The sequence below is a fragment of the Amycolatopsis sp. SID8362 genome, assembly GCF_010550475.1.
GTDB lineage: Bacteria > Actinomycetota > Actinomycetes > Mycobacteriales > Pseudonocardiaceae > Amycolatopsis > Amycolatopsis eburnea.
Genome location: NZ_JAAGNB010000397.1, coordinates 1 through 20,031 on the forward strand (window position 1 = coordinate 1; position 20,031 = coordinate 20,031).

Below are 20,031 nucleotides of genomic sequence, written 5' to 3' on the forward strand. Positions count from 1 at the left end.
GCGCTACGAGGGCTACGCGCTGCCCGGCTGGGCGGCCGGCGCCGAGGCGGTCCGCGACCTCGCGCAGCACCACGCGCTCGCCGACGTCACCCGGCTGTCCGATGTGGACGAAACCGAGGTCTCGCTGGCGCTGAACGCGGGTCTCAAGACGGCGGCGCTGCGCCGCTACCTCGCCGCGCGCGGGGTGCGGCGGCCGTGCTTTCTCATCGTCGGCTGGGAAGGCAGCGCGCACGACGTCGCGCTGCGCCGCCGCGAGACGGTCCGCCGGCTGAAGGCCGCGGGTGCGGTGCGCGTCGGCAAGGCGCTCGGCGAATCCTGGCGGCACGGCCGGTTCGCCGGACCCCGCCAGCGGGACGCGTTGCTGGACCGGGGGATCTGCGTCGAGACGCTGGAGACCGCGGCCTACTGGTCCAATGTGGATGAGCTGCGCGACGACGTCCGCGCGGCGCTGACGGCGTCGCTCGGCCGTGCGATCGTGATGTGCCACGTTTCGCACGCGTACGAAACCGGCGCGTCGCTGTACTTCACGGTGCTGACCGCCCGCGACCGGGTCGACCCGGTCGGCCAGTGGCAGCGCGCGAAGGCGGCGGCGTGCGAGGCGATCACCGGGCTCGGCACGATCTCCCACCACCACGCGGTCGGCGTCGACCACGCGCCGTACCTGAGCGCGGAAATCGGCTCGCTGGGCGTGGATGTGCTGCGGGCGGCCAAGTCCGCGGTGGACCCGACCGGAATCCTCAACCCCGGCAAGCTGGTCTAGGGGAAGGTGCGCCCGTCCGGCGGCTCGACGACCTCGCACGCGATGCCCGGGCCGTCGGCGGGCTCGCCGGTCAGCTCGACGGCCTGCGCCTGCAGGACGTCGGCCGTGCGCACCGGCTTGCCGTCGACCAGCAGCGGGTACCGGATCGGCACCGCGCCGATGTAGGCGAGCACGTCGGTCACCCGGCTGCCGTCTTCGAGCGTGATGTCCGGGTCGGTGAGCCGCACCAGGTGGTAGCGGTTGCCGCGGCCCTCGCAGACGTCCAGCACCGCGAGCTGCTCCGGCGTCACGAACCAGACGGCGTGCTCCTCGACGCCCGGCAGCGCGGTGAGCGTCGCCGGGCGCTGGCCGTCGCGGTACCGCAGGCCGGCGGCCCAGACCGCGGCGAGGCCGTCGCAGCGCGCGTGCGCCACGATGACCGGGCCTTCGAGCCCGAGCTCGGCCCGCATCCAGCTGATCTTCGACGGGTTCGCGTTGGAGCCGTACGCGAGCACGGCCTGCCTGTCGCGCCAGCCGGCCGGCGCCGTCGCCAGCGGGTGGCCGGCGCCCTCGGTGTGGACGAAGGAGAAGCCCGGCCGGGTCCCCGGGTAGGGGTCGGCCGGGTAGTCCTCGTCGGTGAAGAGGCTCAGAACGTCACCACGCTGCGCAGGACGTCACCGTGGTGCATGCGCTCGAAGGCCTGCTCCACGCCGTCGACGCCGATCCGCTCGGTGACGAACTTGTCCAGCGGCAGCCGGCCCTGCAGGTAGAGGTCGACGAGCATCGGGAAGTCCCGGCTGGGCAGGCAGTCGCCGTACCAGGACGACTTCAGCGAGCCACCGCGCGAGAAGAAGTCGATCAGCGGCAGGTCGTTCAGCCGCATGTCCGGCGTCGGCACGCCGACGAGGACGACGGTGCCGGCCAGGTCGCGTCCGTAGAACGCCTGGCGCCAGGTCTCGGGGCGGCCGACCGCGTCGATGACGACGTCGGGGCCGAACGAGTTCGTCGCGTCCTGCATGGCCTCGACGACCTGCTCCTCGGAGAGGCCCCGGCTGTTGACGGTGTGCGTCGCGCCGAAGTCCTTGGCCCACCCCAGCTTCCGGTCGTCCATGTCGATCGCGACGATCGTGGTCGCGCCCGCCAGCTTCGCGCCCGCGATGGCGGCGTCGCCGACCCCGCCGCAGCCGATGACGGCGACCGAGTCCCCGCGGGTGACCGCCCCGGTGTTGATGGCGGCGCCGAGCCCGGCCATGACCCCGCAGCCGAGCAGCCCGGCGACGGCGGGTTCGGCTTCCCGGTTCACCTTCGTGCACTGTCCGCTGTGGACGAGCGTCTTCTCGAGGAACGCGCCGACGCCGAGCGCGGGCGACAGCTTGGTGCCGTCGGTGAGCGTCATCGGCTGGGCGGCGTTGAAGGTGGAGAAGCAGTACCACGGCTTGCCGCGCTTGCAGGCCCGGCAGGTGCCGCAGACCGCGCGCCAGTTGAGGACGACGTAGTCACCGGGTTCGAGATCGGTGACCCCTTCGCCGACGGCTTCCACGACACCGGCGGCTTCGTGGCCGAGCAGGAACGGGAAGTCGTCGTTGATCCCGCCTTCGCGGTAGTGCAGATCGGTGTGGCAGACCCCGCAGGCCTGCACGTTCACGACGGCCTCGCCGGGCCCGGGATCGGGCACCACGACGGTTTCGAGCGAGACGGGCTCGCCCTTCGCCCGCGAAACGACCCCCTGCACCTCGTACGGCATGCGAATCCACCTTCCGGCTCCTGCGGTCCTGCCCGCAGCTAATCACGGATCACGCGGAGATGGCGACATCCGCATGAGTGAGCTTCGGTGGTGAATACGCAACGGGTTGCGCTCTCCGCAACTGGGGTCACTGCGGCTTCGGCAGGTCCATGGACGCCAGCCGGGCCGGGTCGGCCACCGCGGCGATGCGCGTGACCCGGCCGTCCGCCACCACGAACGCCACCACCGACAACGGCGACCCGTCCGGACGCCAGGCGACCACTCCCGGCAGGCCGCCGACCAGCACCGTGCTGCCGTCGGACGCCGCGCCGAACTGGGCGCCCGCCGCCACCTTCGTCGCGCCCAGGACCACCACCACGCCGCCCGGGGTGTCCACCGTCAGCTGGACGTCCGGGTCGAGCACGCGCAGCAGGCCCTCGAAATCGCCGTCGCGGGCCGCGCGCAGGAACGCCGTCACGACCTCGCGCTGCGAAGCGCGTCCGGCCGGGGGTGCGTCCGCGGCCCGGACCTTGCGGCGGGCGCGGCTGGCCAGCATCTTCGTCGCGCCCGCGGACTTGCCCAGTATCCGGCCGATCTCCTCGAACGGGACCGCGAACAGGTCGTGCAGCACGAACGCCAGCCGCTCGGCCGGGCCCAGCGACTCGAGGACCACGAGCAGCGCCAGGCCCACCGAGTCCGCGCGGGCGACGTCCTCGCTGCCGTCGTCGACCGCCACCACGATCTCGTCGTAGGGCGACTCGGGGCGCGACTTGCGCGAGCGCAGGACGTCCAGGCTGATCCGGCCGACCACCGTGGTCAGCCAGCCGTCGAGGTTGTCGATGGCCGCCGTGTCGTGGCGGGACAGCCGCAGCCAGGCCTCCTGGACCACGTCCTCGGCGTCGGCGTGCGAGCCGAGCAGGCGGTGGGCCACCGCGCGCAGGCGGTCGCGCCGGGCTTCGAACGCTTCGGCCAGCGTGTCGGGCATGTCGTTACCTTCCTCGGTTCCGCTCCGTCGTGGTGGTGACGAGCCCGGAGGGGCACAGGTAACCGATGGAGGAAATGATGGAAGCACGGCTGACGAGCGAGAGCAGCCCCGAGGTGGTCGGCGCGGTCCAGCAGCTGTTCAAGGTGGTGCACGGCGCGGGCATCGACCCGCTGCTGCTGGAGCTGGTCCACCTGCGGGCCAGCCAGATCAACGGCTGCAGCCCGTGCGTCTACGCGGGTGTCGCGTCGGCGAAGCGGCAGGGGGAGACCGACGACCGGCTGCACAACGTCGTCACCTGGCGCGAGACGCCGTTCTTCACCGAGCCGGAGCGGGCGGCGCTCGCCCTGACCGAAGCCGCGACGCGGATCCAGGACGGCCAGCCCGGCGTCACGGACGAGATCTGGGCGGCCGCCGCCGCGCACTTCGACGACAAGCAGCTGTCGGCGATCGTCCTGAACATCGCCCTGACCGGCTTCTTCAACCGGATCAACCGCGCGATCCGGGAGCAGGCGGGCAAGGCCTGGTGACAAAAGCCGTGAAGGCCTCCTTACCGGCTTTTTTGCCCGGTAAGGAGGCCTTCACGGATTCAGGCGGGGGTGATGATGTACGCGACACCTCCGGGGCCGCCCGCCACCGAGCCGTCCGCGCGGTAGCGCTTGGTCCGCTGCCAGATCTTCTCGAACTGGTCGCGCTTGTAGACGTTCCGCACGCGGTCGTTGCTGCTGGCCGCCGGGTCGTTGGCGATCACGTCGCCGTCCTTCGTGAACCCGACGACGACCATGATGTGGCCCGCCGTCCCGTAGCCGGCGCCGTCCAGCTCCGAGGCCAGGAACGACTGCGACGTGATCACCGGGATGCCGCGGGCGATGTAGTTCTCCAGCTCGTTCAGCGAGTGCAGCCGCGTGATGTGCCCCTTCAACCCGCGCGACGCCGCGTAGGCGGTGTTGAACGGCCAGTTCCCGGTGCCGTCGTAGGCGTGGTCGTAGGTGTAGCGCGCCGCGAACGCCACCTGCGGGTCGACGTAGTCCGCCGGGATCCACGACATCTCTTCGGCGGACGGCTTCTTGCCCCAGTACTCGGCCACCATCTCGGTCGACGTCGGGCTGCACCACGCCTCGCCGCCCCCACCGTACTGCGGGAACTGTCCCTTGTGGAGGTTCTGCGCGTACGCGGGCACCTTCAGCTCGATCCCGGTGGCGCGCCCCGGCTTCGTCGGCTGCACCTCGAAGCGGTCCGGCACCGCCGACGTCATCGCGCCCAGCAGCGACACCGACGGCGTCGCGCCCGAGCCGGCTTCGCGGTAGAGGCTGATCCGCAGCTTGTACGACTTCAGCGTCACCCCGGCCTTCGTGACCAGCGTGTCGACGTCGACCAGCGCGTTCGCGTCGTCCTGGCCGTCGACGCTGGTGCGGAGGATGTCGGCGTCCCCGCTGGCCCAGCGGCCCATCACGTACCAGCCGGTTTCGGCGCCCGCCGACGTCCGGCCCTGCGCCTCGACCTGCAGCCACGTCTTGGCCGGCGTCTTCGCGTTCCAGGACGCGACCAGCTGCGTCGCGCCGAAGCCCTGCCGGTACGCCGGGGACGTCCACTGGCTGTACTCGTACGTCCGCGTCGTGCCGAGCTCCGGCTCGGTGTGCTGCACCGTGCCGACCGGGTGGGTGATGCGCAGGCCGTCCCCGGTCAGCGCGAGCCCGGCGAAGTCGCCCTCGTGGAAGCGGCCGCCGGTCCACTCGTGGTAGTCGATGGCTTCGTCGTCGCGTGGCCCCGCCTCGGCGACCTGAACGGTTACGGCTGTCAGCACGACAACCGACAGTAATGTGAACAGACTGCGTACCCGCATCGCGGCTCCTCGCTCGACCCACCCAGTAGGCGAGGATTTTCGCCGGTCCGGCGAGGTATGTAAACAGGTACCTAGAGGACGGCCTGCGTCTGTGTCACTTTCGCGACCAACTTGCCGTCGTCGTCGTGGACCTCGGTTTCCACGACGACGAACTTGCGCCCGGCGTGCAGTGGTCTGGACGACGCAACGGCGTAGCCCGAACGCACCGCGCGCAGGAAGTTCGTCTTCGACTCGACGGTCGTCGTGCCCTGGCCGCCCTCGGGCAGGTTGAGGAACGCGCACACGGCGCCGGTCGAGTCGGCCAGCGCCATGAGCGCGCCCCCGTGCAGCGCGCCGCCGAGCGTGCAGAGGCTCTCGTCCCACTTCAGCCGGCTGCGGACGAGCGCGGGCCCGTGCTCCAGCACCTCGACGCCGAGGCGTTCGGAGAACGGCATGGAGCGGTGGAAGAGCTGCGTGCCCTCGGGATCGGTCATGCCCCGCAGCTTGCCCGAAAGCCCGCCGCGGGGCGATTACCTCCGACGTAACGCGCTCAGGACAGCGGGTGCACCAGCAGCAGCTCGGTGTTGTGGTCCGCGCTCGCGCCGACGCGGCCCGGGTCGGTGTGGATGTCGTTGTAGGACAGCTCGCGGTACAGCGACGCAAGCGCTTGCGGGGTCCGGGCGCCGTAGTCCACCGCGTACGGCGCTTCCGCTTCGATCAACGTCGTGAACAGCGACAACGTGCCGTCGGCGTTGTCCGCGACCTCGACGATGCGGGCGTGCTGCGGGAAGTCGACGTGCGACGCGGTGTTGATCTCCCAGAAGCCCTGCTTCGGGGTGCCGCCGGCGTGCGCGGTGATCTGGTTGCGGTGCGTGTGGCCGTTGACCCAGGCCAGCACGTTCGGGAACCGCTTGAGCAGCGCGACGAACGCGTTGCCGTCCAGGCGCGGGTCGAGCAGGTGGCGCGAGTCCGGCAGCAGGTTGCCCATCGAGCCGCTGGTATGGTGGCTGAACAGGATGAACAGCTCGTCGGTGACGGCGTGGGTGACCTTGCGGCCGAAGAAGTCGTAGTACGCCGAGCTGTTCCGCTTGAGCGTCGACTCGACCCAGTTGTACTGCGCCAGCCCGATCGAGCCGTCGGCGAACCCGGCGTCGGTGGTGGTGTCGAGGCTGATGCCGGTGATGCCCGGGGCGATCCGGAACGTGTAGTAGACGTTCTTGCCGTCGGCGTTCGCGCTGGTGAAGCCGTGGCCGGCCGGGCCGGGGCCGGTGTTGGCCGCGTCGAGGTGCGCGCGGACGAACTCGGCGGTGGTGAACGGGCGGCGCCGGGCGTCCGGCGTGATCTCGCGGATGGTGCCGGAACCGCCGAACAGCTCGGCGACCGGGATGCTCGAGCCCGGCTTGCGGATGGCGTCGGCGAGCTTCTTCGCGGTGGTCTCGTCCTTGCCGATCACCTTGTACTTGCCGGTGTACCAGGCGTCGATGCCGGGGATCTGGGCCGGCAGCGAGCCGACGATGCTGTCGTCGTGGTTGCCGAAGGTGCAGAACCACGGCACGTCGAGACCCGGCGCGGTGAACGGCTTCATGGCCGCCTCGAGCAGGCCCGGCAGCTGCGGGAAGCCCTTGGCCGAGTAGTCGTCGCCGACACCCGGGATCGAGGGGTTCCAGTACTCCTTGTTGCCCGAGCTCTGGACGCCTTCGTAGACCTCGGGGTCGCCGGATCCCGGGGTGACGCTGCCGCCGTTGAGGACCTTGAGGAACCAGTCCAGCTCGATCAGCTCGTGGTTGTCGGTGTTGTCGCCGGTGGTCACCATGAGGTCGAACGGCCGCCCGGTGAACGGGCCCTGCCGCACGCTGTTGACGCGCTCGACCAGCGCGCTGGTGGCGACGGTGCCGAGCGCCTCCTGCGGCCGGTGCGCGGAGCCGATGAACGGGTGCAGGTACTCGAACCGCGCGGGGCTCTCGGTGTCGGTGATGTGCAGGTCGGTGAACTGGACGAAGGCGCTGAGCGCGCGGCGGCGGTCATCGCGGCCGCTCTGCGGCGCGGCGAGGTCGCTCCGGACGACCAGCGGCCAGCCGGGGCCTGCGGACAGCCGCGAGTAACCCGTGCCCGACGCCGTCGCGACCTGCTCCAGCGTGGTGCCGGCGGTGCTGACCGAGCGGGTGCCGGTGAGCCGCAGGGCGCGGTCGAGGGCGTTCGCGGTGGGCGTGCAGAGCAGGAGCCCGAGACCGGCGGCGCCCGCGGTGGCGACGGTGCGCCGGGTGAGTTCGGCCATGGTTGTTCGCTCCCCAGTCTTCTCGGTTGCCAGCACCGTGCCGGACGTCGGTGTCCGGGCGATGAACGTGACATTTCGAGCTACCCTGTCACAGCCGTCGGGGTGGGTGTACCGCCGAAGGTCGTGGTCAATTCCGCCGGACGGCGAGGCCGTCGAGGATGACTTCGGTGCCGAGGGCGAACAGGTCGTCGGCGGTGGTGCGGGCGAACGCCGGGCCGAGCGCCTTGACCGCGGGGAAGCCGTCCAGGCGGTGCTGGAACCCCGGCCGCGCGGGCCACCCAGGCGGCGGGCGTGGTCGCGATCCCGCCGCCGGTCTGGCGGGCGACGCTCGTCCTGCTGTGGTGGCGGTTCAGCCCGTCAGCCCGGACTCGGTCACCCCGCGCACCAGGTACCGCTGCAGGAACGCGAACAGCAGCACGATCGGCAGGATCCACACCGCGGCCGCCAGGAACAGCAGGTTCAGCTGGGGGTTCTGCGCCGTCAGCAAGCCCGACAGCGCCACCTGGACCGTCCACGAATCCGGGGACTGGGCGATGATCAGCGGCCACAGGAACGCGTTCCAGCTGCCGATCACCGTGATGACCGCGATCGCCGCGAAGAACCCCTTCGAATTCGGCACGACGATCCGCCAGAACACGCCCCAGCGGCTGAGCCCGTCGACCCGCCCGGCTTCCTCCAGCTCACGCGGGAAGTCCAGGAAGTACTGGCGGAACAGGAACACGCTGAACGCGCTGAACAGCCCGGGGATCACCAGGCCGCGGAAGTCCGACAGCCAGCCCAGCGACGAAACCACCACGAAGCTCGGCACGAACGTCACCGACGTCGGGATCATCAGCGTCGCCAGCACCGCGTAGAACACGATCTTGGAATGGCGGTACGGGATGCGGGCGAGGCCGTAGCCCGCCAGGGAGCAGAGCACCAGCAGGCCGACCGTCTGCAGCACCGCCACGATGGCCGAGTTGAGCAGGCTCCTGGCGAACGGGACGTCCTCGGCGGAGAACAGCTTCGAGAAGTTCTCCCAGTGCACTGTGGACGGGAAGAACGTCCACTCGGGAGCGGTGATCTCTGCCCGCGACGCCAAGCCGTTGCGCAGCAACAGGTAGAAGGGGAGCAGGAACAGGACCGCCGCCACGATCAGGGCGGCCCACCGGAAGAACGCCCTCACGCCGTCCTCCCGAAACGCAGTACCCGGCCCTGGAGCAAGGTGACGAGGGCGATGATCAGCGCCAGGATCACCGCGCCCGCGCTGCCGCGGCCGAGGTCCTGGCCGCCCGAGCCGAGCGACGTGTAGTAGAGGTAGACCAACGGCGGGCGCGCGAAGGGCGGGTAGCCGCGGCTGTCGCCCATGATGTTGTAGAACTCGTCGAACGCCTGGTAGGCGTTGATCAAGTTCAGCAGCAGCACCGCCACCGCCGTCGAACGCAGCTGCGGGAGCGTCACGTACCGGAACACCTGCCAGCCCGGTTTCGCGCCGTCGAGCCACGCGGCTTCGTAGAGGTGCCGCGGGATCCGTTGCAGGGCCGCGATGAACAGGATCATGTAGAAGCCCAGCTGCAGCCACAGCCGGGCGGTCACCAGCACGATCCAGTACAGCGGCGGGTGCACCGTCCCGGTCCACGCCACCGGATCCACGCCGAACACCGACAGCACGGTGTTCGCCAGTCCATATCGGACACCCGAGAACAACGACGTCTTCCAGATCAGCGACGCCACGACGTACGAGCACGCGAACGGCAGGAAGAACACCGACCGGAAGAACGCGCGCGCGAGCCGCAGCCGGTTGACGCCGAGCGCCAAGGCCAGCGACAGCATGAACGTCAGCGGCACGATGAACACCGCGAACACGCTGAACGTGCCCAGGCTCGACAGGAACGGCTCGTCGGTGAGCATGTGCCCGTAGTTGTCCAGCCCGACGAAGTCCGTCGGCGTCACGGTGTTGCGCGCGTCGAAGAACGACAGGTACGCGCTCCAGCCGATCGGGAGGTACGCGAAGACCGCGAGCCCGAGCAGGAACGGTCCGACGAAGAGCCAGAAGGCGCGCGCGTCGCGCCGTTTCATCCGAACAAGCGCTTCAGCTCGGACTGGGCCACGCCGACGGCCGTCTTGACCTGCGCCGCCGGGTCCGCGCCCTCCTTGGCGATCTTCGCGGCCGCGTCCGACAGCGCCGTGTTCGCCTGCTGCGTCCACACCGGACCGCCGACGAGGTGGCTGTTCTCCTTGACGAACCGGGCCGCGTCGGCGGCCGGGCCGTTCTTGAGGTTGTCCGCGCGGTCGATCAGGCTTTGCCGGGCCGGCACGTGGAAGCCGAACTTCGTGGCGAACTCCAGCTGGTTGTCGGTCTTGTCGATCCACAGCCACTTCACGAACGCCTTGGCCTCGGCGACGTGCGCGCTCTTGGCGTTGACCATCGCGCCGTACGCGCCGACCGGCACCGACGGCGCGCCGCTGCCGTCCAGCCTGGGGAAGGGCAGCACGCCGAAGTCGTCGTCGAACGCCGAGCGGATCTTCGGTACGTTCCACAGGCCGGTCCACTGCATCGCGGCGAGCCCGTCGATGAAGGCGCCCGGGTCCGACCAGTCGGCCGGGGCGCCGAGCAGCAGCGAGCCGTTGGTGTTGAGCGTGTGCAGCTTGCCGAGCGCGGTGGCCGCGCGCGGGTCGTCGAAGCCGACCTCGCGGTTGCCGTTCTTGAGGTAGTCGAGGCCCGCCGACCACAGCAGCGGGCCGGTGAGCACGCCGACGCCGCCGTCGTTGCCCGCGAAGAAGCCCTTGACGCCGTCCTTCGTCAGCTTCGAGGCCGCGTCGATCAGCTCGTCGACCGTCTGCGGCGGCTGCACGCCGGCGGCCTGCAGCAGGCTCTTGCGGTAGAAGAGCACCTGCGTGTCGGTGGCTTGCGGGATGCCGTAGACCTTGCCTTCGACGGTCTGCGCGGCGAGCACGGCCGGGCTGAAGTCGGCCTTCACCGGTGCGATGACGTCGTCGAGCGGGACGACCTGGTTCTGCCGCACCCAGTCGATCTTGACCTGCGCCTCGAAGACGTCCGGGACCTTGCTGTTCTGCAGCGCGGTGACGATCTTGGAGTCGTAGTCGCCGGGGTTCCACTGGACGTTCACGGTCGCGCCGGGGTAGCTCGCCGCGTAGCGCTTGACGGCTTCCTGGACGCCGTCCTCGCCGTACGCGTGGTACCACTGCTGGAGCGCGACCTTCGGGGTGTCCGACGGCGGCGGGCCCGCCGAGTACGCCGTGGAGGGCGGCGGGTCACCCTGCCGCCCCGTGTTCGACCCGCACGCCGCCGTCAGCGCGCCCAAGCCCGCGAGCGCCAAGAACCTGCGCCTGTTTCGCTGCATCCCCAGAACCCCTTCGACATGCTCTGAAGGCCACCATCAGGGCGTCAGAGTCCCTCATGGTGGCCTTCAGAGGCGTTTAGGCACGCCGGAGATTTACCCGTTAGAGCTGGGCGATGTCGAGCTTTCCCTCGGAGTAGGACGCGCGGATGCGCTTCTTGTCGAACTTGCCGACGCTCGTCTTGGGGACTTCGTCCACGAACGTCCAGTTCTCCGGCAGCTGCCACTTCGCGACCTTGTCGGCCAGGAAGTCGCGCAGCTCTTCGGGCGTGGCCGTCTGGCCCTCCTTGAGCACGACGGCGACCAGCGGCCGCTCGTCCCACTTCTCGTCCGGGATGCCGACGACCGCGGCCTCGGCCACCGCCGGGTGGCCCATGACCTGGTTCTCCAGGTCGACCGAGGAGATCCACTCGCCGCCGGACTTGATGACGTCCTTGGCGCGGTCGGTCAGCGTCAGGTAGCCGTCGGCGCTGATCTTGCCGACGTCGCCGGTGCGCAGCCAGCCGTCGTGGAACTTGTCCGGGTCGACCTGCGAGCCGCCGTAGTACGAGCCGGCGATCCACGGGCCCTGGACCTCGAGCTCGCCGACGGCCTCGTTGTCCCAGGGCAGCACCGTGCCGTCGTCGTCGAGCAGCCGCGCCCGCACGGACGCCGGGAAGCGGCCCTGCGTGTAGCGGTAGCGCCAGGCCTCGTCGCCGGTCGCGGAGGCGGGCGGGCGGGCCACGCTGCCCAGCGGCGACGTCTCGGTCATGCCCCAGGCGTGCAGGATCGACACCTTGTGCTTCTCCTGGAACGCGTGCATCAGCGACGGCGGCACCGCCGACCCGCCGACGACGACTTCACGCAGGTGGGAGATGTCCTGCGGGTGCGCCTCGAGGTGGGCGAGCAGGCCCTGCCAGACGGTCGGGACCGCGCCGGCGAACGTCGGCTTCTCGGCCGCGAGCAGCGCCGCGAGCGGGGCCGGCTGGAGGAAGCGGTCCGGCATCACCAGTGACGCGCCGACCATCAGCGCCGCGTACGGCAGCCCCCATGCCATCGCGTGGAACTGCGGCACGATCGCCAGCGCCTTGTCGCTCTGCGCGAGGTTCATGCTGTCGCTCATGCAGACCTGCATGGAGTGCAGCCAGATCGAGCGGTGTGAATAGGCGACACCCTTGGGGTCACCCGTCGTGCCCGAGGTGTAGCACATCGCGGCGGCCGAGCGCTCGTCCACGTCCGGCCAGTCGAAGGTGTCCGGCTGGGCGGCCAGCAGCTCGGCGTAGGCGTGCACCTGGACGCCGTCCGGGGCCTGCAGGGCCGCCGCGTCGCCGTTGGCCACGATGACGTGCCGGACCGTCTTGAACTCGGGCAGCTGCTTGGCCAGCAGCGGGACGAGCGTGCCGTCGACGATGACGACCTGGTCCTCGGCGTGGTTGGCGACGAAGGTCAGCTGCTCGGGGAAGAGCCGGATGTTCAGGGTGTGCAGCACGGCGCCCATCGCCGGGACGGCGAGGTAGGCGGCCAGGTGCTCGGCGTTGTTCCACATGAACGTGCCGACGCGCTGGTCGCCGGTGACGCCGAGGCTCCGGAGCGCGTTCGCGAGGCGGGCGGCGTTGCGGCCGAGCTCCCCGTACGTCTCGCGCCGGGCTTCTGAACCGGTCCAGGTGATGACTTCGCTCGCCGAGTGCACCGAGGTGCCGTGTTTGAGCAGGTTCGCCAGCGACAGCTGGCCGTCCTGCATGGTGCTCAACATGGTCGCTCCCGGGGGTCGTTCGCCGGTGAACTGGGGTTGCGCCGACTCTAGTGCGGATCGGGTGAAGCGGGCATGGTCAACAACGGCTCCGTTCGGTCACGGTCGTCGCGCGATCGGGCGACCACCGGACGATGATCAAGATCATCAATTTTTGCGCCTTTCCTTATAGGCAAGGAAATGCGTGCGGTAACGGAGGCTCCACTTCCGGGTGACACTGGCCACCCGGGCCACTTATTGGGAGCGTTTCCGCAGGCCGGAGCGGGTTGCCCGGTATCACCTCCGGGGGTAATAAGTGCGTGTCGGTTGCACGGCCACGAAGCCGGTGGCGTTTACTGGGGCCGTGGCAAGAGACGGCTGAGCAGCGCTTGCAGGAGCAAGCACTCACAAAAGCTGTCGGCCGCGAAAGCGGAGACCTGAGAGGAAAGGACACTACGTTGGCTCTGCCTACGTTGACTCCGGAGCAGCGCGCCGAGGCCCTGGCCAAGGCCGCCGAGGCTCGCAAGGCGCGTTCGGAGCTGCTCGCGTCGATCAAGTCCGGCAAGGAGAGCATCGAGAAGGTGCTCAAGCAGGCCAAGGAGAACAAGACCATCGGGAAGACGAAGGTCACCCAGCTGCTGAAGGCCGTCCCCGGCCTCGGCGCGGTGAAGGTCGCCGCCCTGCTCGAGCAGGCCGGCATCGACCCGGACCGGCGGGCCGCCGGCCTGGGCGAGCGCCAGCGCGAGGCGCTCATCGACGCGCTCAAGTAGCTCGTCGTCAGGAGCTCCCGCGAGGGGAGTGTCGCTCGTGACACTCCCCTCGCGGATCTCCCGAAGCCTGGGACGCTGGAGCGGTGAGTTCACCTGACCCGGCGACCCCGGTACTCGACCTCGCCGCCCGCTACCAGCGTGGCGACTTCCTCTTCACCACGGCCCAGCGCGCACTCCTCGCGCAGGGCGTGCTCCGGACCGTCACCGAGACGGACCCGCGGCGGCTCGCTTCGGCGATCCCCGGCGTCCTGGCGGAGACCGGAGCCCCGCTGGCCGTCGGTGTCCTGCCGTTCGACACCGGGCCCGACACGAAGGTGCCGGGCCATCTGGTCGTGCCCCGGACCGTCCACCGCGCCGAGGGCGCGCCTTCGCTCGGGCGTGAGGTCCTGGCGGCGCCCGTGGAGGTGCGCGCGGTGCCTTCGCCGACCCGGCACATGGCTGCCGTTTCGGCGGCTGTCGACGCGTTGGGCTCGCGGGGCCTGCGGAAAGCCGTCCTGGCCCGCGCCCTGGACCTCGAGTTCTCTTCGCCAGTGCCGGCCGAGCGCGTCGTGCGCAACCTGGCGGCCGGCAACCCCCGCCACTTCACGTACGCGGCCGAGCTGCCTGGCGGCCGCACGCTCGTCGGCGCCACGCCCGAGCTGCTGCTGCGCCGCACCGGCCGCACGGTGTTCTCGTCGCCGCACGCGGGCTCGATGCCCCGGTCCGCGGACCCGGCGACCGACCGCGCCAACGGCGAGGCGCTGCGGACGTCCCGCAAGGACCAGCTCGAACACGCGGTGGTCATCGACTACCTCGTCGAGGCGCTGCGGCCGTTCTGCCGCACGCTGGACGTCCCGGCGGGCCCGGAGCTTGTGACGACGCCGGCGATCTGGCACCTGCGCACCCCGATCACGGGCGAGCTGCTCGACCCGGACGTCACGGCCCTCGACCTCGCGGCGGCCCTGCACCCGACCCCGGCGATCTGCGGCACCCCGACGGCCGAGTCCCGCGACCTGGTCCAGGAACTGGAGCCCTTCGACCGCGACTACTACGCGGGCGCGGTCGGCTGGGTCGACGCGGCAGGCGACGGCGAGTGGGCGGTGGCGATCCGCTGCGCGGAGATCGCCTCGACGTCGATGAGGCTGTACGCGGGCGGCGGCATCGTGGCGGCGTCGGACCCGAGGGCGGAGTTGGACGAGACGACGGCGAAGTTCAGGACCCTGCTGACGGCGATGGGCCTGGAGGACCTCGCCGGCATCTGACCCCGGCTCCGAGCGCCCCAAGGTGGCCTTGGTTGCGTCTCGCGCACCGAAGGCCGCCTTGGGTGCGTCTGACGCACCGAAGGCCGCTTTGGGGCGCTCGGGTCGAGCGCTACGGGAGCCAGTGCTCCTCGGTCACCGACAGCTCCTCGGTGGTCAGCACCGCGATCGCCGCGCGGTAGCCGTCCGCCGCCTTCAGGTCCACGAGCCTCGTTCGCGCCGGGTCCAGCGACGCGTCCCCGGACGACACCAGCCGGGCCGGTTCGTCGTAGCGGGAGAACGTGATGCTCTGCAGCGGGATGCGCAGGCCCTTGCCCGTGGCCTTCATCACCGCTTCCTTGCGGGTCCAGTAGACGAAGAACGCCGCCGCCTTCGCGTCCGGGTCCAGGCCTGCCAGGTGGGCCGCCTCGGCCGGGCTCAGCGCGTAGTCGATCAGGCCGTCGTCCGCGCGGCGGTTCGCCGTCTCGACGTCGAGGCCGACCGGGACCGACGGGGTGGCCGCGAGGCCGATCAGGTCGCCCGAATGCGAGATCGACAGGGTCAGGTCCGCGCCCGGGACCCGGGGGCGGCCGTGGGGCTTGCCGCAGTCTTCGCAGGTCGCGTCGAACTTCACCGCCTCCACGGCCAGGCCGAGGCGCTCCGCCGCGGCCGTCTTCGCCAGTACGCGGCCGGTCAGGAAGCGGCGCTTGTCGGCGTCCTGGCGGTACGCCGCGAAGCGGTCCTGCTCGGCTTCGTCCAGCAGGCGCAGGAAGCGCTCTTCGGCGGGCAACGGCGGCGACCAGCGGACCACGATCTCCATCACCCCTCCGATCCTTCCGGGAGCCCGGGCGCTTGTCACGAATTCGGGCCGAGGTCTGGGGTAATCCACCTCTCACGGGGTACCCTCGACTAAGCAAGCGCTTAGCCAGTGTCGGAGGAGCAGCTCACCCATGGACTTTTCACTCAGCACCGAAGAACGGGAAGTGCGCGACTGGGTCCGCACGTTCGTCCAGCGGGAGCTGATCCCGCTCGAGCAGGAAGTCCTCCGCCGCGAGCGCGCGCACCAGCCCGGGCTGACCGGCGAGGAGCTGAAGGATCTCCAGCTCAAGGCGAAGGAGTCCGGCTTCTGGGGCGTCTTCACGCCGGAGGAGTACGGCGGCATGGGCCTGTCCGCCGTGATGGCCGCGCTGCTGGAGGCCGAGCTCGGCCGCACCTTCGTGCCGTTCCGCTTCGGCGGCGCCGCGGACAACATCCTGTTCCACGCCAACGAGGAGCAGAAGCAGACCTACCTGCTGCCGACCATCTCGGGCGAGCGCAAGTCGTGCTTCGCGATCACCGAGCCGGGCGCCGGGTCGGACGCCAAGGCCATCCGGACCACCGCCCGCAAGGACGGCACCGACTGGATCATCAACGGCGAGAAGACCTTCATCACCGGCGGCAACGAAGCCGACTTCACCATGGTCTTCGCGATCACCGACCCGGAGAAGGGCGCGAACGGCGGCGTCACCTGCTTCCTCGTCGACCGCGAGGCCGGCTGGAAGTCCGAGTACATCGACACCATGGGCGAGTGGGGCCCGGCGTCGCTGATCTTCCAGGACGTCCGCGTGCCCGAGACGCAGATCCTCGGCGAAGAGGGCCGCGGCTTCGAACTCGCGATGCAGTGGATCGGGCAGGGCCGCTACCTCCTGCCGGCGCGCGCGATCGGTTCGTGCGAGCGGCTGATCTCGATGGCCATCGAGCACGCCAACACGCGCGAGACGTTCGGGCAGAAGATCGCCGAACGCCAGGCCATCCAGTGGATGATCGCCGACTCCGGAGTGGAGCTCGAGGCGTTGCGCTGGCTCGTGCTCAACGCCGCCTGGCAGGTCGACCAGGGCATCGACTCGCGGCACGCGCAGTCCATGGCGAAGCTGTACGGCGGCCAGAAGGCCAACGAAATCGTCGACCGCGTCCTGCAGATCCACGGCGGCATGGGCTACACCCGCGAGCTGCCGATCGAGCGGTGGTACCGCGAGCTGCGGCTGCTGCGCATCTACGAAGGCACCGACGAGATCCAGCGCCGCACCATCGCGCGCAACCTCCTCAAGGGCCACGTGAAGGTCGGCGGCGTGCTCGGCTGACCCCCGGAACGCGAACGAGGCCACCTCCCGGACGTCCGGGAGGTGGCCTCGGCGGTGTTCGGGGTTACTTCTTGTTGCGGATGGCGATCGGGACGCCGGCCAGGTCCTCTTCGTTGCACAGGAGCTTCACGTCGTAGTACGGCGAACCCTGGCGGTCGTCGTAGTCGAGGTGGATGGCCAGGACGTCGAGCGGCTCGCCCAGCCATTCCTGCGCCTGCCGTAGCCACGCGGAGCACCGTTCCAGAGCGGTGGGGAGATCGTCATCGCGGAACTCGACCGGGCGATAGGGGACATCCTGCACCTGATCGCGGGGGTGTGCCGGCGCCGGGAGGCCCGGCGCGAGACCCGAGTCGTCCAGTTCCAGTTGGATCGTTTCCTCAGTCACCCTTCGAGCGTCCCCCACGCACGCCGTCTGGGCAAGGCGTACACAGGTAAAAGCGCCGCTAAACGGACACGCCCCACTCTTTCGCGACGATTTCCCGGCACCGCCGGAAGTCGGTCGGACCAGGCGGCGAGGTGCAGCCCAGCGCCCTCGACACCAGCTCCGCGTAGTGCTCCGCGAGCTGGTCCAGCGCCAGCGGGCCGCGCGGGGAGTACCAGCGGGCCACGCCGCTGCACATCTCCAGCAGTGCGAGCCGCGTCACGGCCGGGTGTTCGGTGTGGAACACCCCGGCCGCGACGCCCTCGTCGATCGCCGCCGCCCACAGGCGTTCGTACGCGTCCCGCAGCGCCACCACCGGCTCGCGCGCGGCCGGGGACAGGACGTCGACTTCGTTGTCCACCACGCGGGTTTCCGCCGGGCCGATCGCGTGCGCGAGCACGTGCAGCGCGACCAGCGTGCGCAACCGGTGCACCGGGTCGCCGCCGCCCGCCGTCGCTTCGCGGGCCGCGTCCAGCAGGCGGGTCAGCGCCGTGTGCATGATCTCCGCGAGGAGATCCTCCTTGGTGCCCATGTAGTGGTACAGGCTCGCCGACGAGAGTTCCGCCTCCTGCGCCAGATCCCGGATGCCGGTGCCGTGGAACCCCTTGGTGGCGAACAGCTTCACCGCCGCCGCGCGCACCCGCTCCCGGCTGCTCACAGCCATGCTCCCGCCTTCGCGTCCCACGACCCGGCGCGCGGGTCGGCCACCTTCCGCAGCTCGCCCTTGGCGACCCGCTCCGACGGCGTCATCGGCAGCGCGTCGGCGAACGACCAGAACCGCGGAACCTTGAAGTAGGCCAGCTTGCCGGAGCAGAACTCGACGAGCTCGGCGGGGTCGGGACGGTCGCCGTCGCACACGACGTACGCCTTGATCTCCTCGCCGCGCAGCTCGTCGGGCACCGCGACGACGGCGGCCAGCTTGACCGACGGGTGCAGCAGCAGCGCGCGCTCGACCTCGTCCGCGGACACGTTTTCGCCGCTGCGGCGGATCATGTCCTTCGTGCGGCCGACGTAGTGGACGCGGCCGGCGTCGTCGAGCCGGGCGAGGTCGCCGGTGTGGAACCAGCCGTTCTCGAACGCCTTCGCCGTCGCTTCGGGATCGTCGTGGTAGCCGTGCATCAGCCCGATGCCGCGGATCAGCAGCTGCCCGGTTTCCCCGCGCGGCAACGGCTTCCCGTCGTCGCCGGCGATCATCACCTCGCGGTCGCGGCTCGGCCGGCCGATGCAGCCGGTGCCGACGGTCTCGTCGTGGTCGGCCACCGTCATCCGGATGTCGCCGCCGGTCTCGGTCATCCCGAACGCCTCGTACCACGGGACGCCCCAGCGCGCCTCCAGCTCGGCGTGCAGCTCTCGCGGGATGGCCGACGCGCAGATCGCGCGGACGCGGTGGTCGCGATCGGCCGCCGACGGTTCCTGGCGCAGCAGCAGCGTCGGCATCAGGCCGAGGCAGTAGAACCACGTGACGCCGTGCTCGCGGACCTTGGCCCAGAACGTGCTGGGGTGGAACCGGTCCAGCACGACGAGGGTGGCGCCGCCGGCCAGCCCGAGCGCGACGTTCCACTGTGGATCGATGTAGTGGAAGGGCTGCGCGGTCAGCAGGACGTCCGCTTCGCCGACGGCGGGGAAGTCGGTGGCCAGTCCGATCGCGAGCGTCGTCCAGTAGCGGTTCGGCAGGACGCAGCCCTTGGGCGCGCCGGTGGTGCCCGACGTGTACTGGATGTTCACCGGGAGTTCGGGAACCGGGGTGAAGCCCGGCGGTTCGGCGTCGGTGCTCAGCTCGTCGGGGGTGACGATCTCGGTCAGCCCGATCCGGCCGAGCAGGTCCGTGAACTCCTCGGCGGCGACGACGAGTTTCGCGCCGGAATGGCGGAGGACGTGGGCGCCGTCGAATTCCTGGTAGTTCGTGTTGACCGGCACCAGCTGCGCGCCGATCTTCGCCAGCGCGAGCCAGGTCAGCGGGAACGCGGGCACGTTCCGCAGCATCACCGCGACGCGGTCGCCGGGCCCGATGCCGCGCTCGGCCAGCGCCGCCGCGATCCGCGAGCTTTCGCGGTCGACCTCGGCGAACGTGAACGCCTGGTCCAGGTGGTCGAACACCCAGGCCGTGCGCCCCGGCCACAGCTCGGCGGCGCGCCGGACGAGCTGGTCCAGGGTCCCGATCTCGGCGAGCGGGGTCATCCCCGGCTCCGGAACGCTTCGGTCGACGCGGCGACCGCGGCCGAGGTTTCGGTGATCAGGGCGTGGCTGACCTCGAGTTCGAGCGCCGGCTCGACGTCGATCGGCGTGTCGAGGACGCGCTTCGCCATCGCCGCGGCCGCCGGCGGGTGCCCGGCGATCCGCTTGGCCCAGCTCAGCGCTTCGGCCTGGAGCTGGTCGGCGGGGACGGCGGCGTTGACCATGCCCAGCTCCGCGGCCTTCCGGCCGTCGAAGCGCTCGCCGAGCAGCAGCAGCTCCTTCGCCTTGAGCGGGCCGACGAGCAGCGGCAGCAGCCGCGACGCCGCGCCGGTGACGCTCAGGCCCAGCGAGACCTCGGGGAACGCGAACAGGGCGTCCTCGGCGGCGAGGATCAGGTCGCAGCCCAGCGCGAACTCCGCGCCGGCGCCGATGGCGTAGCCGTGGACCGCCGCGATCACCGGCTGGCGCAGCCCGCGCAGCCGCCGGGTGACGTCCTGGAGCCGGTCCAGCCGCGTCCGCGAATCACCCGCGGGGGTGGGTTCCTTGAGGTCGTGGCCGGCGCAGAAGGCGCGCCCGTTCCCGGACAGCACGACGACGCGGGCCTCGCTGCGGGCGGCCGCGTCGAGGGCGGCGAGGAAGTCGTCGACCAGGACGGCCGCGACCGCGTTGAGCCGCTCGGGCCGGTTCAGCCGGATCTGCGCGATGCCGTCCTCGACGGCGAAGTCCACGGTGGGCATG

General features: G+C 70.7%; 20 protein-coding genes. 5 read left to right on the plus strand and 15 right to left on the minus strand.

All coding sequences use genetic code 11. The features are described from left to right. Nucleotides 1–760 (plus strand): FAD-linked oxidase C-terminal domain-containing protein (locus tag G3I65_RS12785; RefSeq protein WP_275940150.1); only part of this gene is annotated, 760 nt, incomplete at its 5' end. Here the strand turns inward: G3I65_RS12785 and G3I65_RS12790 are convergent. From G3I65_RS12790 to G3I65_RS12800, 3 genes are all read right to left on the minus strand, one after another. Further along, a complete protein-coding gene (locus tag G3I65_RS12790) occupies nucleotides 757–1,293 on the minus strand; it encodes a gamma-glutamylcyclotransferase family protein (RefSeq protein ID WP_160696333.1) in 537 nt (178 codons plus the stop codon). The two genes, G3I65_RS12785 and G3I65_RS12790, sit on opposite strands and share 4 nt — an antisense overlap. A 92-nt stretch (nucleotides 1,294–1,385) precedes the next feature. Continuing rightward, a complete protein-coding gene (locus tag G3I65_RS12795) occupies nucleotides 1,386–2,483 on the minus strand; it encodes an S-(hydroxymethyl)mycothiol dehydrogenase (protein WP_160696304.1) in 1,098 nt (365 codons plus the stop codon). A 127-nt stretch (nucleotides 2,484–2,610) separates the two neighbouring features. Then, complete coding sequence (locus G3I65_RS12800) at nucleotides 2,611–3,447, minus strand: sigma-70 family RNA polymerase sigma factor (protein ID WP_160696305.1); 837 nt, start codon at nucleotides 3,445–3,447, stop codon at nucleotides 2,611–2,613. Between the two features lie 77 nt (nucleotides 3,448–3,524). On the opposite strand from G3I65_RS12800, the gene G3I65_RS12805 reads away from it, so the two are divergent. Next, nucleotides 3,525–3,974: a carboxymuconolactone decarboxylase family protein gene (locus G3I65_RS12805; protein WP_160696306.1), complete on the plus strand. Its 450-nt coding sequence runs from the start codon at nucleotides 3,525–3,527 to the stop codon at nucleotides 3,972–3,974. A 59-nt stretch (nucleotides 3,975–4,033) separates the two neighbouring features. On the opposite strand, the gene G3I65_RS12810 is transcribed toward G3I65_RS12805, so the two are convergent. The 7 genes from G3I65_RS12810 to G3I65_RS12840 all read right to left on the minus strand — a co-directional run bounded on the left by G3I65_RS12810 (nucleotide 4,034) and on the right by G3I65_RS12840 (nucleotide 12,614). After that, on the minus strand, nucleotides 4,034–5,287 hold the full coding sequence (locus G3I65_RS12810; RefSeq protein ID WP_160696307.1) for a peptidase C39 family protein: 1,254 nt from the start codon (nucleotides 5,285–5,287) through the stop codon (nucleotides 4,034–4,036). Between the two features lie 71 nt (nucleotides 5,288–5,358). Then, entirely contained in the window at nucleotides 5,359–5,760 is a 402-nt protein-coding gene (locus G3I65_RS12815) for a PaaI family thioesterase (protein WP_086856281.1), read from the minus strand. A gap of 56 nt (nucleotides 5,761–5,816) precedes the next feature. Beyond that, a complete protein-coding gene (locus G3I65_RS12820; protein ID WP_160696308.1) occupies nucleotides 5,817–7,541 on the minus strand; it encodes a TIGR03767 family metallophosphoesterase in 1,725 nt (574 codons plus the stop codon). A 349-nt stretch (nucleotides 7,542–7,890) separates the two neighbouring features. Further along, complete coding sequence (locus G3I65_RS12825) at nucleotides 7,891–8,673, minus strand: carbohydrate ABC transporter permease (RefSeq protein ID WP_160696334.1); 783 nt, start codon at nucleotides 8,671–8,673, stop codon at nucleotides 7,891–7,893. Nucleotides 8,674–8,702: 29 nt separating this feature from the next. Further along, nucleotides 8,703–9,599, minus strand: coding sequence for a carbohydrate ABC transporter permease (locus tag G3I65_RS12830; RefSeq protein ID WP_160696309.1), 897 nt, complete (start codon nucleotides 9,597–9,599; stop codon nucleotides 8,703–8,705). Further along, complete coding sequence (locus tag G3I65_RS12835; RefSeq protein ID WP_160696310.1) at nucleotides 9,596–10,885, minus strand: ABC transporter substrate-binding protein; 1,290 nt, start codon at nucleotides 10,883–10,885, stop codon at nucleotides 9,596–9,598. The genes G3I65_RS12830 and G3I65_RS12835 overlap by 4 nt, the downstream gene beginning before the upstream one ends. 100 nt (nucleotides 10,886–10,985) lie before the next feature. Next, nucleotides 10,986–12,614, minus strand: coding sequence for a long-chain fatty acid--CoA ligase (locus tag G3I65_RS12840; protein ID WP_160696311.1), 1,629 nt, complete (start codon nucleotides 12,612–12,614; stop codon nucleotides 10,986–10,988). Nucleotides 12,615–13,048: 434 nt separating this feature from the next. On the opposite strand from G3I65_RS12840, the gene mihF reads away from it, so the two are divergent. Continuing rightward, nucleotides 13,049–13,360, plus strand: coding sequence for an integration host factor, actinobacterial type (mihF, locus tag G3I65_RS12845; RefSeq protein ID WP_051767699.1), 312 nt, complete (start codon nucleotides 13,049–13,051; stop codon nucleotides 13,358–13,360). An 83-nt stretch (nucleotides 13,361–13,443) separates the two neighbouring features. Then, on the plus strand, nucleotides 13,444–14,601 hold the full coding sequence (locus G3I65_RS12850) for an isochorismate synthase MenF (RefSeq protein WP_160696312.1): 1,158 nt from the start codon (nucleotides 13,444–13,446) through the stop codon (nucleotides 14,599–14,601). A gap of 109 nt (nucleotides 14,602–14,710) precedes the next feature. Here G3I65_RS12850 and G3I65_RS12855 read toward each other — a convergent pair whose 3' ends face one another. Continuing rightward, nucleotides 14,711–15,397, minus strand: coding sequence for a 4'-phosphopantetheinyl transferase superfamily protein (locus G3I65_RS12855; protein ID WP_166640024.1), 687 nt, complete (start codon nucleotides 15,395–15,397; stop codon nucleotides 14,711–14,713). Between the two features lie 130 nt (nucleotides 15,398–15,527). Between G3I65_RS12855 and G3I65_RS12860 the strand changes: the two genes are divergently transcribed. Beyond that, nucleotides 15,528–16,697 (plus strand): acyl-CoA dehydrogenase family protein, encoded by a 1,170-nt coding sequence (locus tag G3I65_RS12860; RefSeq protein ID WP_086856274.1) that lies wholly within the window; start codon nucleotides 15,528–15,530, stop codon nucleotides 16,695–16,697. A gap of 64 nt (nucleotides 16,698–16,761) precedes the next feature. Here the strand turns inward: G3I65_RS12860 and G3I65_RS12865 are convergent, their stop codons facing one another. From G3I65_RS12865 to G3I65_RS12880, 4 genes are read right to left on the minus strand one after another with little or no spacing between them, the layout of a single operon-like run. Then, on the minus strand, nucleotides 16,762–17,082 hold the full coding sequence (locus G3I65_RS12865) for a hypothetical protein (RefSeq protein ID WP_086839577.1): 321 nt from the start codon (nucleotides 17,080–17,082) through the stop codon (nucleotides 16,762–16,764). Between the two features lie 58 nt (nucleotides 17,083–17,140). Then, the gene (locus G3I65_RS12870; RefSeq protein WP_160696335.1) at nucleotides 17,141–17,776 is read right to left on the minus strand and encodes a TetR/AcrR family transcriptional regulator; all 636 of its coding nucleotides are present in this window, start codon (nucleotides 17,774–17,776) and stop codon (nucleotides 17,141–17,143) included. Continuing rightward, nucleotides 17,773–19,296, minus strand: coding sequence for an ATP-dependent acyl-CoA ligase (locus G3I65_RS12875; protein ID WP_160696314.1), 1,524 nt, complete (start codon nucleotides 19,294–19,296; stop codon nucleotides 17,773–17,775). Before G3I65_RS12875 ends, G3I65_RS12870 begins: the two co-directional genes overlap by 4 nt. Continuing rightward, nucleotides 19,293–20,030, minus strand: coding sequence for an enoyl-CoA hydratase/isomerase family protein (locus G3I65_RS12880; protein WP_160696315.1), 738 nt, complete (start codon nucleotides 20,028–20,030; stop codon nucleotides 19,293–19,295). The genes G3I65_RS12875 and G3I65_RS12880 overlap by 4 nt, the downstream gene beginning before the upstream one ends. Nucleotide 20,031 lies beyond the last annotated feature (1 nt).